The sequence below is a fragment of the Nostoc sp. KVJ20 genome (assembly GCF_001712795.1).
In the GTDB taxonomy this organism is placed as follows: domain Bacteria; phylum Cyanobacteriota; class Cyanobacteriia; order Cyanobacteriales; family Nostocaceae; genus Nostoc.
This window is the reverse complement of record NZ_KV757745.1, coordinates 1-13,706: the sequence shown is the minus strand read 5'-3', so window position 1 is coordinate 13,706 and position 13,706 is coordinate 1. Positions and strand designations below refer to the sequence as shown.

Annotated in this window: 8 protein-coding genes; 3 read left to right on the top strand and 5 right to left on the bottom strand. The window is 42.3% G+C overall.

From position 1 onward, the window contains the following. Positions 1-513: 513 nt before the first annotated feature. Positions 514-885 carry a sulfite exporter TauE/SafE family protein gene (locus A4S05_RS33980; RefSeq protein ID WP_069074176.1) on the bottom strand — a complete coding sequence of 124 codons (372 nt, stop codon included), beginning with the start codon at positions 883-885 and terminating at the stop codon, positions 514-516. Positions 886-907: 22 nt separating this feature from the next. Continuing rightward, positions 908-1,873, bottom strand: a complete 966-nt coding sequence (locus A4S05_RS33975; protein WP_069074175.1) for an acetamidase/formamidase family protein — start codon at positions 1,871-1,873, stop codon at positions 908-910. Positions 1,874-2,225: 352 nt separating this feature from the next. On the opposite strand from A4S05_RS33975, the gene A4S05_RS33970 reads away from it, so the two are divergent. From A4S05_RS33970 to A4S05_RS33960, 3 genes are all read left to right on the top strand, one after another. After that, positions 2,226-2,969: a hypothetical protein gene (locus A4S05_RS33970; protein ID WP_069074174.1), complete on the top strand. Its 744-nt coding sequence runs from the start codon at positions 2,226-2,228 to the stop codon at positions 2,967-2,969. 452 nt (positions 2,970-3,421) lie between these two features. Next, a complete protein-coding gene (locus tag A4S05_RS33965; RefSeq protein WP_069074173.1) occupies positions 3,422-9,016 on the top strand; it encodes a trifunctional serine/threonine-protein kinase/ATP-binding protein/sensor histidine kinase in 5,595 nt (1,864 codons plus the stop codon). 383 nt (positions 9,017-9,399) lie between these two features. Further along, positions 9,400-10,632 carry a DUF4336 domain-containing protein gene (locus A4S05_RS33960; RefSeq protein WP_069074172.1) on the top strand — a complete coding sequence of 411 codons (1,233 nt, stop codon included), beginning with the start codon at positions 9,400-9,402 and terminating at the stop codon, positions 10,630-10,632. Positions 10,633-10,713: 81 nt separating this feature from the next. Here the strand turns inward: A4S05_RS33960 and A4S05_RS33955 are convergent, their stop codons facing one another. From A4S05_RS33955 to A4S05_RS33945, 3 genes are all read right to left on the bottom strand, one after another. Then, on the bottom strand, positions 10,714-11,091 hold the full coding sequence (locus tag A4S05_RS33955; protein WP_069074171.1) for a hypothetical protein: 378 nt from the start codon (positions 11,089-11,091) through the stop codon (positions 10,714-10,716). Continuing rightward, complete coding sequence (locus A4S05_RS33950; protein WP_256091354.1) at positions 11,063-11,581, bottom strand: Panacea domain-containing protein; 519 nt, start codon at positions 11,579-11,581, stop codon at positions 11,063-11,065. The genes A4S05_RS33955 and A4S05_RS33950 overlap by 29 nt, the downstream gene beginning before the upstream one ends. Before the next feature lie 301 nt (positions 11,582-11,882). After that, positions 11,883-13,217 (bottom strand): YcjF family protein, encoded by a 1,335-nt coding sequence (locus tag A4S05_RS33945; RefSeq protein WP_069074169.1) that lies wholly within the window; start codon positions 13,215-13,217, stop codon positions 11,883-11,885. Positions 13,218-13,706 lie beyond the last annotated feature (489 nt).

The window sequence follows — 13,706 nt, the reverse complement described above, 5'->3', positions numbered from 1 at the left end:
GTCCTAAAAACCTAGCTTGATAAGCATTTCCTTGTTCCCAGTCTCCGGCTGGGAATGCATTCATTGAGTCTCTGACTCAATATCTGGCTAGAAGCAGAGCCTCTAATCAGGCATTCCTATGCAAAGCATAGGAACGAGATAAACGAGAGAACAATGAGAAATTGATCTTCTTTTGACTTGTGTGTACACCGTAGCCTTTTAGAGGTTGTTTGAAAAGTATTTCGCTGTGACTTTAGGCACTTTAGATCCCCCCTAACCCCCCTTAAAAAGGGGGGAACCGGAATCAAAGTCCCCCTTTTGAAGGGGGATTTAGGGGGATCTAAAATTTTTGATACCGACAAGAGGACTTTTCAAACATCCTCTTAGGAGAGAGGAATGGAAGTGAGGTCAAAATTGTACTTCACGCTTGTCGAGAACCGCGATAGGGGCAATTAATTCATTACTTGGGTTCAAAATTTGTCAACACAACATGATGCCTTAACAAAGACATTATTGAAGCTGAATTAAACTCTTCTAATTTGACAGTAAATAACGAAGGCCGATAATTAACACAAAAATGCCATACAGCTTTTTCATCAACTCGCTGCTAATAAACGGCTGATTTGCAAACAATGCTCCGAAGAAGTTACCCACGATTAAACCAACTGCAATAATCAGGGCATATTTGATATTAAGATTACCGTTGCGATGGTAAACTAAGGCTGCTAAAATCCCAATTGGCAAAATTTGAGCCGCCACAGAAGTTCCTGTAGCTAACTTCTGATCTAAACCAATTACTAACACCATTGCGGGAATCATAATTGCACCGCCACCAATACCAAACATCCCGCCCGCAACGCCAGAAACTAAACCGATTAACAACAGTTGGATCAAGATATTAGACATAAAAATGGTTGCTGATTACAAACTATAAATTAATTTTCTGTGAAAAGATTGATTTTGGTAGCATTCCATGTACACCTTTTTGGGGACTGTTCACAACTTGAGTAATGTGAAAATTCACAGCTAAACTACACAATACATAAGCATCTTCTGGCGACAAATTTGCAAAGCGTTCCAGAAAATCAATCATGTTTTTTAAAGCTAGTTCTAAGGCTTCATCTAAGGTTTGAGCAAAGCCCATTGTGATGATATGAGTTGGAGTTTCGGCAATTGGTGTTGTTAGTTGTAAATCCTTGCGAAGTTTGAGGGTAATTCTACCGTTCATGGAAGTTTCAATGGCGGTAACATTTACCTCGCCATCTCCTTGTGCAGAATGCCCATCACCAATAGAAAATAATGCACCTGGTACGAAAACCGGCAAAAATAAACGAGAACCAGCTTGTAATTCCCGATTATCGATATTACCACCGTAAGAACCTGGTGGGATAGAGGTTCGAGAGGTTTCTGGAGTAGCAACACCAAGAATCCCAAAAAACGGTTTGAGAGGAATTTTTATGCCAGCACCCACAGGAAATTCAGCGATATTGTTTGCTAAATCTAGAGGAATGAATCTCAACGCAGGTTGAGAAAACTGATGTGGTAAAGCTCCCCAACTTGTACGAATGGCATTAAACCCTACAGGTAAACGAGGTGCGATCGCATCTAATTGTACTTCTAAAACATCCCCTGGTTCAGCATCGCGCACATAAATCGGCCCTGTAAGTAAATGCGGCCCTCCAGCAATTTTACGTTCTGGTAGAAGATTTTGGCAGATGTCGAGAAATTCTGGTGTGAGAAACTCAGGTGGTGCTTTGTCATAAACGTAGTAACCAGTATAAGTTTCTACATCAATTGTATCGCCAGAATCAATGGTCAGTGCTGGTTTTAGCAGATGCGAGAAACCACCTAGATGTACAGTTTCTTTTGAAGCTTTTAAAATGTAATGAGTCATAACTGTTTTGTTTTTATAGGACTCCTATTTGATTTTTGAACAATCAAGCTGCCTAGAAGCTTGACATACAAAGCTTTTCATTAGAGCGATCGCAACCAAAAGAGTTGTATTTTCACTAAAGTATAAGATTGCTGGAGTGAAATTTAAGTAAAAGCTTGCTATTACGGAAAACAATTTCTTAAATTCACATTTCGGTCATTTCCTCAGTAAAAATATGTTTTATAACATACTAGGATTTATACTGATTATTTTTAAGTATTAAAAGATATGATGTACTAAGTAAAGCAGTGCTAATTCTGATCGGACAACCAAACCGATTGTCAGCCACTTGTCTATTTTTAGGAGCTTTGAAATGAAATCAATACTTGAGTTGATTGAGCAGAAGAACCAGGAATATGCTCAGTTGCCGTTTTTTGAGTATATGAAAGACGAGACAATTGACCCACGACAGAGGCTAGCATTTGCACCTGTAATTGCTCCACTGGCACTGGAATTCAGTGAATTGTGCAAACGAGTTCTCAGAGATGAGCCAACGACTAATTACATTCAAGAGATGGTCAATTTGCACACGCACGAAGAACATTTCCACTGGCAATGGTTACTGGAAGACATGGGTAAGATGGGAATTGACTATCCGATGCGGTTTAGTGATGCAGTGCGATTCATTTGGAGTGAGCATACTAGGGTTTCCCGTTCCATGTTTCCTCTATTTGAACGGTATACTCTTGGGGCAGATCCCATTATTAAATTAGTTGCCATTGAGGTATCTGAAGTCACAGCAAATGTCTTCTTCCGTTCAACCATGTCTGCGGCTCTGCAACTGCAAGAAATGACTCACACAGAGTTCCGTTACTTTGGTATGCGTCATAACCATATTGAAAATACCCACACTCTCCATACTCCTTCTTCTTTGCAAATAATCAAAGAGATTGAGGTGTCAGAAAAGATTCGTCAACAAGCACTTGAATTGATTGATGTGGCGTTTAAGTACTTTACAGACTTGATCAATGAGTTTTTGGTCTATATTAAGACTCATTCTTATCAAGAACCATTTTTTAAGGTGTATGAACCAGAGCGATCGCTAAAAGCTGTCTAAGAGGATGTTTGAAAAGTCCTCTTGTCGGTATAAAAAGCTTTAGATCCCCCTAAATCCCCCGATAAATTGGGGGACTTTTACTGTGGTTCCCTTTTTAATACCAATTCTTTATGAAGCTGCATAGAATTCTATCCCCCCTAGCCCCTTATAAAGGGGGGAATTCAAAGTCCCCCTTTTTAAGGGGGATTTAGGGGGATCAAGATATGTGCAACTTCACATTATGGTATAAGGGGGATCAAAAGTGCCTAAATCTACAGAAAAATACTTTTCAAACATCCTTTAAGCTATCTGCTTAGTTTGCATTCATTCTGTGAGGATAATATTATCAGCTGCTTTCATGTTGACTTCGCTGCATGAGTCAACAAATTCCCGCCCAAAAAATTACTGGATAAATTGTGAGATTGCAAGTGGATTAGGGAAAACTGAACTCAGATTATCCAGTGGCAGCTATTATGGTAGAGAATCGAGTTAATGTTCCCGGCTATGGGATTGGTGAAAGCATCTACACCAGTACTCGCACTCTGGTTTACCGAGGTTGGCGACAGGCTGATCAAACCCCAGTTGTCATCAAACTTCTGAAAAATACCTATCCTAGTCTCATTGAGTTGGCTCAATTCAGAAATCAGTACACAATTGCGAAAATCTTAAATGTCTCTGGGGTTGTTCGCATCTATAGTCTGGAGAATTGCCAAAATCGACTTGCCTTGATCCTGGAAGACTTTGGCGGAGTTTCTTTAAAGGAGTACACCGCTTTTAGAAGGAAAGGACTCAGCGAGACACAAAATCAGGAAAACTCCTCATCCCTTCATCCTGATTTCTTGACTGAATTTCTCCAGATTGCGATCGCACTTGCCGATATTCTGGGTGATCTCTACCATCACCAAATCATCCACAAGGATATCAAACCTGCCAATATCCTGATTAATCCCACCACCAAGCAGGTGAAACTCATTGACTTTAGCATTGCTTCACTGCTGCCAAGAGTTACCCAACTTTCAACCAGCCCCACTATTTTAGAAGGAACCCTCGCCTACCTTTCCCCCGAACAAACCGGGCGAATGAACCGAGGGATTGATTACCGCACTGACTTCTATTCTCTGGGTGTCACATTCTATGAACTGTTAACGGGACAATTGCCATTTCAATCTGATGATTTGATGGAATTGGTGCATTGTCATATCGCTAAACAACCTGCTTCTTTGGAGCAATTCAAAATTCCTCAAGCAGTTTCAGATATCGTGATCAAATTGATGGCGAAAAATGCTGAAGACCGCTATCAAAGTGCATTAGGGCTAAAACACGATCTGGAAACCTGTTTGATTCAATTGCAGAAAAGTGGCAATATTGTGCCCTTTGGGCTAGGACAGCGGGACGTTTGCGATCGCTTTGCGATTCCCGAAAAACTCTACGGTCGGGAAGTAGAAGTTGCAATGCTGCTAGCAACTTTTGAGCGGGTGCGCCAAGGAAATTCTGAACTAATGCTGGTGGCCGGTTCCTCTGGCATTGGTAAAACAGCAATTGTCAACGAAATTCATAAACCGATCACCCGTCAGCGGGGATACTTTATCAAGGGCAAATTCGATCAATTTAATCGTAATATTCCCTTTTTTGCTTTGGTGCAAGCGTTTCGAGACTTAATGGCACAACTGCTGACAGAGAGTGATCCTCAAATTGAGCAGTGGAAGACCCAAATTTTATCCACATTGGGTGAGAGTGCCCAGGTGATTATTGAGGTGATTCCAGAACTCGAACAGATCATTGGTCAACAGCCCTCTGTTCCGGAATTATCGGGCAGTGCTGTCCAAAGCCGCTTCAATTTGCTGTTTCAGAAATTCATTCAAGTATTCACAACCCAAGACCATCCCCTCGTCATTTTCCTCGATGACTTACAGTGGGCAGACTCGGCTTCATTAAAGCTGATGCATCTGTTGATGAGTGAAGCAAACAACTCTTATTTGCTGGTGATTGGAGCATATCGGGATAATGAGGTTTCGTTTGCACATCCCCTAATGTTGACCATCGAGGAGATGCGGCAAGAGGCAATTACAGTTAGTAGTATTGTCCTTTCTGTGCTTACCCAGACCGACCTGAATCAACTGATTGCAGATACCCTCAAATATTCACCAGAACAAGCCCTAGCGATCGCCAATCTGGTGTATCAAAAGACCAAAGGCAATCCATTTTTCACGAACCAATTTCTCAAATCGCTGCATGAAGATGGGTTAATTGCGTTTGCTGCCAAAACAGGCAGTTGGCAGTGTAATATTGCTCAAATCCGAGCGCTTTCTTTTAAAGAAGATATTGTGGAGTTTGTGGCGCTACAACTCCAGAAATTACTACCACAGACTCAGGATATTCTCAAACTGGCTGCATGTATCGGCAATCAGTTTGATTTAGAAACCCTATCGCTTGTCTATGAAAAATCTCCAGCCCAGACCGCAGCGGATTTGTGGCCAGTTCTCAAGGATGGATTAATTTTGCCCAGTGGGGAAGGGTATACATTCTTTCAGGATGAGTCTGTTGTCATGGATGATTTGACAAATGACAACGAATCAATAACTATTACCTACAAATTTCTCCACGATCGCATTCAACAAGCCGCTTATTCACTAATTCCGGCAAATCAGAAACCAGTAACTCACCTCAAGATTGGTCAATTGCTGTTAAACAATACCCCGGAAACTGAGCAAGAAAAGATCATTTTTGAAATTGTTAACCAACTGAATGTTGGGATAGAACTGATTGTAGCCCAGCCCGATCGCGATCAACTGGTACAACTCAACCTGTTGGCAGGACGGAAAGCCAAGTCTTCCACAGCTTACCGAGTAGCAATTGAGTATTTGACCATCGGGATTAGTTTATTGAGATCCGACTGTTGGCAAAGTCAATATGAGTTGACTCTGGCACTGCACGAATTAGCAACTGATGCTGCTTACCTTTGTGGCGCGTATGAACAGATGGAGGAATTCGCCCAAACAGTGATGCAGCAAACGAAAACTCCACTGGATCAAGTCGGCATTTACGAAACCAAAATCCAGGCCTATACAGCTAAAAATGATGTGCTAGGTGCGATCGCGATCGCCCGTCAGGGAATGAGTCAGTTTGGTGTGGTTTTCCCAGAAACACCCACTTTCCAAGATATTCAGCAAGCCCTTCAGGAAACCGCTACCTTAATTCACGGACGTGACATTGCTTCCTTGGTTGACTTACCAGTGATGACAGCAAAAGACAAGCTAGCAGTCACCCGAATTGTGGCAAACGTTGCTCCCGCCGTTTACATCGCCGATCAAAATCTGTTTCCGCTACTCATATTGTCCCAAGTCAAAGCATCGATTCACTATGGCAATGCTCCCTTTTCTGCCTTTTGTTATGCCTGTTATGGCATTCTGTTGAACGGAATTCTTCAGGATATTGAAACAGCCGATCAAGTTGGCAGCCTTGCTTTGGCACTAACTGATAAATTTAATATTAGCGACATCAAACCCACTGTATTTTATGTTGTGGGTGCTTTCATCACTTATTTAAAGTCTCCACTAAAAAAATCTTTACAGCTCATGCTAGAGGGCTACAAGATTGCCCTAGAAACTGGAAACGTATACTACGTGGGCTTCAATACGAAAGACATCTGTCAGTATTCTTATTTCCTAGGTCAAGAACTGAACTCATTAGAGCAAGACATAAGGGCTTACAGTCATGTTTTAGAAAATTTTAAGCAAGGCACGACCCTCAACTACTGCCGCATCTTCTGGCAAACAGTTTTGAACTTGCTCGGCAAAGCTGAGAATCCCTGCATTTTAACAGGTGAGGCACTTAACGAAGCAGAATTTATCACCCAACTGGTTAATGCCAATGAGTTGACTGGGCTTCACTACTTTTGGCTCCACAAATTGATTCTCTGTTATCTGTTTGAAAACCTCTCTGAAGCAGTGGAAACAGCCGCTCAAGCTAGAGAATATCTAGTTGCAGGCATGGGCTATGCCACCGTGCCGATGTTTTATTTCTATGATTCACTGACGGCTTTGGCAGAGTATTCTACGGCTACACCTTCTTGGCGAGAAACATTGCTGGAACGAGTCACAGATAACCAGAGAAAAATGCAGACTTGGGCGCACCACACACCCATGAATTATTTGCACAAATTTGAACTGGTAAAAGCTGAAGAATGCCGAGTCTTGGGGCAAATGGGGCAAGCAGTGGATCTCTACGATCGCGCGATCGCTGGGGCAAAAGTCAATGGATACATTCAAGAAGTTGCCCTCGCTAATGAACTAGCTGCCCGATTTTACCTGGAATGGAACAAAGAGCCGATCGCTCAAATTTACCTAGCAAATGCCTATTATAGTTACCTCAACTGGGGAGCAGTAGCCAAAGTCAACCAGTTGTCCCATCAATATCCTCAATTCTTGGCTACGATCCAACAGCCGCAAGAAACTGTTTCTTCAAACCTCACCCGCACCACTACAACCGGATTGGGGCACACTAGTTCTAGTGGGTTTGAAGCCTTAGATTTAGCAACAGTAATGAAAGCCTCTCATGCCCTAGCGGGAGAAATTGAGTTAGAAAAGCTGTTGACAACCCTGATGCAAGTCGTGATCGAAAATGCCGGGGCTGAAAAATCTGTCCTCCTACTGCTTCAAGATGATCATTGGGTGGTTGCAGCTCAAAAAACCAGCAAAGCGATCGTGGAAACGGGTGTTGCAAATCCAATTCCTAAATCAGAGGAGCGATTGGGTGAAAACCTTGGGATAAAGAATCTACACTCCCTTCCGCTTTCAGCCAGCCAGGATATTCCCAAAGCGGTTGTTAACTATGTCTCACGTACCTCCGCAACCCTGGTACTAGATGATGCTCGCACAGAAACTACCTTCGCCAACGATCCCTACATCATGCAATGGCAACCCAAAAGTTTGCTATGTACGCCCATTCATAATCGTGGCCAGCTAATTGGTATCCTCTACTTGGAAAACAGTTTGACGACTGGAGCCTTTACCCAAAACCGTCTTGAGATTTTGCGGCTACTCACAGCACAAGCTGCCATCTCGCTGCAAAACGCCATGTTGTATACCAATTTAGCTGTGGCAAAAACTCAATTAGAAGACTACAGTCATACCTTAGAAGACAAGGTGCAGCAGAGAACTTTTGAGTTGAATGATAAAAATCAGCATCTCTCGGAAACCTTAGAGAAACTTCAACACACGCAAACTCAATTGATTCAAACTGAAAAAATGTCTTCGTTAGGACAAATGGTGGCAGGTGTTGCTCACGAAATTAACAACCCGATTAACTTTATTTATGGCAACCTCACCTATACCAATGAGTATTGTCAAGATTTGCTGCGCTTGGTTGAGCGCTATCAGCACTACTATCCTCAACCGTTGGCTGAGATTCAAGAAGAACTAGAGGCAATAGATTTCAAATTCCTCAAGTCAGACCTACAAAAACTGCTGCAATCAATGAAAGTGGGGGCAGATCGCATCCGCCAAATTGTCCTTTCTCTCCGCAATTTCTCTCGCCTGGATGAGTCCGAAATGAAACCTGTCAACATTCACGAAGGCATCGACAGCACCTTGCTAATTTTACAGCACCGCCTCGAAGGGAAAACACACCGTCCTGCAATTGATGTGATTAAGGAATATGCACAGTTGCCAGAAGTTAACTGCTATGCCAGCCAGATTAATCAGGTGTTTATGAATATTCTCAGCAATGCTATTGATGTATTGGATTCATCCTTTGCAACAACTGAACATAATAAACCAGCAACAATTCCCACCATCCGAATTCGTACTAAAATGACTGATGCCCATACAGTCACTATTCAAATTGCAGATAATGGGTCTGGTATGTCTGAAGAAGTGAAGCAGCATCTATTTGACCCCTTTTTCACAACAAAACCTGTTGGACGAGGAACGGGCTTGGGATTATCGATTAGCTACTCTATTATGGAAAAACATGAGGGACGATTAAGTGTAATATCGGAACAAGGAAAAGGAGCGGAGTTTTTCCTTGATATCCCCTTAAAAAAGCTGGTTCCTTCCTCTGTAGGTTGACCGCGCCAATTTAGGATTTTGGATAATGGAATTGGTTCTTGGGTTCGATCAAGGCCGCTATGCCTGCTCTTAAATCTAAAATAAGTTCCTTCCGACGCTTTGCGATCGCCAATCTAAAATCCAAAATGGTTTAACTCTATGCTGATTAGTTTTGTTAAAAGCTAGGTCATACCAATTTGAAGAAAGAAAGTTACAGATTCAAACCTGAAATCTCAGATAAAATCTGACACCTCTAAATTACGAATTACGAATTACGAATTACGAATTACGCCAAGCCGTACTAGATGTGATTTAGCTTATCATTATCTCAATAATTTGCTCTCTAACTCCGTGGGGAGTAAATAAAAACAATTTGAGATCGGGAATTTGGAGGGGATTGTAGAGTGGCTGATGATGAATACATAGTTAATACACAACAGATTTATCCAAAGGACTTTTCCTGGGGATTATGGCCTGTTGTGCCACTCTACCCTTACGGTAGACGGCAAACAATTCGTAAAGAGGTGCTTAAGGACACAATCTGGAATTTTGACCAGATTCAGGGCATTTTCTACGTAGTTGTGCCGATTCGTATGACTGTGGTTAAGCTGGAAACTGGGGGTCTTTTGATCTACGCGCCTGTTGCACCAACTCCAGAGTGCATCCGGCTTGTGAATGAATTGGTGGCAGAACATGGCAATGTTAAGTACATCATTCTGCCAACTATCTCTGGTATAGAACACAAAGTTTTCGTCGGCCCCTTCGCCAGATACTTTCCCACTGCACAGGTGTTTGTGGCTCCCCATCAGTGGAGTTTCCCGCTAAATCTCCCCCTTAGTTGGCTTGGCTTACCCCCAAAACGAACTCAAGTACTTCCAGAAGATAGTAGCAAAACACCCTTTGCTGATGAGTTTGATTACGCGATTCTGGGCCCCATCGACCTTGGCCCTGGTAGGTTTGCAGAAGTTGCTTTTTTCCACAAGCGATCGCATACTCTTTTAGTCACTGATTCTGTACTTTCGATCCCAGAAGATCCACCTGCGATCGTTCTATTAGATCCATATCCCTTGCTATTCCATGCCAAAGATCGTGCTTCTGATATTGTTGCAGACATTCAGGAAAATCGCCGTAAGGGTTGGCAGCGCATCTGTTTGTTTGCTTTGTATTTTCAACCAAGGGCACTAGATATACCCCAATGGAGTCAGGTGTTGCAAGATGCCTTGAAAGCACCACAACGCTCAAGGAAAGCTTATTTTGGATTGTATCCCTTTAAATGGCAGTCAGATTGGCAGCGATCGTTTTATGCTCTACAAGGGAATGGGCGTTTGTTTGTCGCACCAATTTTACAAACGCTAATTCTCAACCGCGCACCAAAAGAAACCATCGACTGGGCTGAAAAAGTTGCTCGTTGGGACTTCCAGTGGATTATTCCCTGCCACTTTGATTCACCGATTAAAGCCGAACCGCATCAGTTTCGTCAAGCTTTCTCTTTTTTGGAAAAGCAGCCTGCTGTCAGTGGGGGTTTATTCAGCAGTAGCAGCTATCCTTTACCAGAGGAAGATTTTAAAGCACTTAAGGAAATCGATGCAGGTTTAAATAAGTTTGGCATTGTGCCAGCACCAAAGGAGAAAGTGTAGGATAGACGGCTAATTAAATTTTGTCTAGCCTTGTAATTACATTTGAAGTATAAGTGAAAGTACAAGGACATCCAGCAGAGGCTAAGAGTCTAAGATGTCCTTGATAACGCTTTTTATATCTGTGTCGCCAGGACGTTTTGCAAACTGCTCGTGACTATAAATCCATACAAGTTTAATTACACAGTCAATTGTATTAACTAAATACATCAATCTGATTTGTCCAGAAGCTCCTTTGGAAACCTTTAACTCTAGCTTGTGAAATGACCATCCTTGAGGCAATTTAATCTTTGCAGGTAAGGGTTCGTTACGAGAATTGATAGGATACTGGTCTTCAATCAAATCTTCCAAAGCTTCTGCGACAAGTGCAACAAAATCTGCTCTATGAGCTTTTGCAAGTTTTTTGAAAGAACGTATGAAATTCTCGCATTTTTCAATCGAGAAGGGAGTTGAGCCAGTCACGCACTTCTCCTTTGCGAATACGAGTTGATGATTCCGAAGTAAAAGCGTCCTGCAAAGTTTCGGACATTACATGTTTATACACAGGGTTGTCACGCTCTATCAGGTCTAGCTTCTGATAGCCTAACGCTTTCAAATCCTCAAGAAGAATCGGCTCAGTTGATCTAGCTTCAGGTGGCAGCCCTTTGCGAGCTTTCTTCCAAGGAAACTCAAAATGGGTCATATCACTAAGTAGATAGGCATGGTAGCTACCGAAATATTCCCAAATTTCTTCTAGAAGTTGTTTCTTATCATTAGGAATCTGTAACAAGAACTCTTGAGTAGGGATAGGTAATTGTTTAGCTTCAAATTCACTGTAAAACCTGTAAGCCGGAGGACACACAGGGCCATATCGCCATGCTTGGATTTCTTCTTCAAACAATGGCTCATCGTACAGGGCTAAATGTAAGCTTTGTGAGTAATACAGAAGCTTTTGAACCTTCATATTGGTCATTTCTGCTTCTATACTGTCCTCATAAGCTCTCGCGATAAAATAGCGAGCTGCATTGAGACAATCGATCATACTCAGACCCGCAAATTAAAACAGACTTCCGACTTTAACAAGTTTCAAGAGTAACTCACACATACTATTATAATTGGAGCGTGTAAATATATAGTACATTTTTACTAAATATTATGATAAATCATTTTTGTAAATATCCTATAAACAAGACTGTAACTTAGATTAAACTCAGTGCGATCGCCTATCGCTATAAGTTGAGTTGAAGCAGCCAACCCAACATTTGACAATTTTCTTACTGTTTGATTCCCTTAAACCGTTCTTTTGCCGCCTGAAACGCTTCTTGCATCACCAACTGAATTTTTTCGGGATCGGGTTTCTTACCTCCCATTAAATCACCAAAATAAACGCAAGCTGCTTCCCCTAGTGCCCAGGTATAGGCGGCTGCCCAAGAGGCTGCGATCGCACTACCAAAACCTGGTATAAATTTAATTAGCTCCCGTGCAATTGCCTGTGCTAAAAAACCACCTGCGATCGCACTCACAACTCCCCCCGCCTGAGATGGTGTAACTGTTTGCCCATATAATTTACCTAACAATCCCACCATTGATACTTGCAAAGCAGTGAGTACGGGCATTGTGGCAAATGGCAAAGGTACAGCGGCGAGAGTGGCAGACATAATCGCAAATGGCAAAATATAACGGCGTGCAGCATCTCGATAAAGGTTGCCAATTTGCTTCCCAACTTCTTCTTGATCTAATAGCTGATAAATCGCCTGTGCTTCTGCTTGTGGGAGTAGTTCTGCTAAGGAATCTCGCAGCGCTTCTAAGCCATAAAATACCGGAGTGTAGCCATCTTCTTCTAAAGTAAAGTCAATTAGTACAGAGCGGTCAGTTATTCCTGCGAAGGCTTGTTGCATTGCGGCAAATGCGCGGTTGACTTCCTCATAATCTGGTGGATAGGCGGGATGATCAACAGTATTGGCAGGATAAACTTCATGCAAACAGGTAACTACCAACAGACAGGGAATGTCTGGATACTTCTGGCGTAGTTGTTGAGCAATTTGTCGTAGCGTGTCAGTTGCAAAATCATTGATTTTGACGGTCAAAAGGAGAATTCTGGCGGAACGAGTTTGCTGTTGTAAATCGCTAACTAATTCCTGAATAATTCCCTGGGTATCTTGTTTAACATCGCCTAAACCTACCGTATCAGTAAAAATCAGTAGCGGTAGGTCATTAGAAGGATAGGCATAGCGCTGGGTGTTTTGCGTGTGGGGACGAAATCCCTGACCAATAATTTTGGCAGAAACTCCCGTCAATCCCCGCACAATTGAACTTTTTCCGGCTTGGGGTTTACCAATCAATAGCGCTTCTGTGGTTGGCAGTTCGGCTCGAATTTTCTCTAAAATCTCTGTAACCTGAGCCTCACTCACACTAAACCATTCAACAACTGTCTGTGCCAGTTGTTCTACGGGTAAGAGTTGCGTTAGACGTGTTGTTGTTTTGTTCCAGACATCACCAATGCGGTTTGTCCAGGAATTATCGACGGATTTGGTAGTTGTTCCATCGGTCGGTTCACTCAATTGCTGAGAATCAGTTAAGGGTGAGTCAGCATCACGTTGCTCAGTCATTTACATCCAAACGGTAGATAGCTGTCATTCATTCAGGACACTTCATGGTGTTTAAGATTGAAATTATTAACCTAGAAGACCCTTATTACTCATCTTATAGCGATTCTCAAAGGGATAACCAGTACCGTTAGTAGTGTAATTAACTTGGGCGCAAGCCTTCCGTGAAGCATAGCGGAGAGGAAAGTTTGGCCCCCTTACCCATATCTTTCTTAACAAACAGACAAAATACTTAAACAGTACTTATGCAAACAATAGCCGAAAAGAATTATTTTCAGGTAGTAGTCAACTTAACGCGAAACCTCACGTCCGCCAGGGATTGTAAATCCCTGTCTCATAGCTAAAGTCCTCTGAAGAGGACTAAAGAGAAAGAGCGCAAAAATTTTCAGTCTACTTCAGTAGACTTGAGCAATTAGTCAGGGATTTACAATCCCTGGCGGGTGAACAACACCCAATCAGTACGCTATTTTTGGCTGAAGTTGACACCAGTGG

Bases quoted from the DNA above. Each gene is read 5' to 3' on its own strand.
- A4S05_RS33965 (WP_069074173.1), top strand. From the start codon at position 3,422: ATGGTAGAGAATCGAGTTAATGTTCCCGGCTATGGGATTGGTGAAAGC.
- A4S05_RS33980 (WP_069074176.1), bottom strand. From the start codon at position 885: ATGTCTAATATCTTGATCCAACTGTTGTTAATCGGTTTAGTTTCTGGC.
- A4S05_RS33970 (WP_069074174.1), top strand. From the start codon at position 2,226: ATGAAATCAATACTTGAGTTGATTGAGCAGAAGAACCAGGAATATGCT.
- A4S05_RS33975 (WP_069074175.1), bottom strand. From the start codon at position 1,873: ATGACTCATTACATTTTAAAAGCTTCAAAAGAAACTGTACATCTAGGT.
- A4S05_RS33950 (WP_256091354.1), bottom strand. From the start codon at position 11,581: ATGACCAATATGAAGGTTCAAAAGCTTCTGTATTACTCACAAAGCTTA.
- A4S05_RS33945 (WP_069074169.1), bottom strand. From the start codon at position 13,217: ATGACTGAGCAACGTGATGCTGACTCACCCTTAACTGATTCTCAGCAA.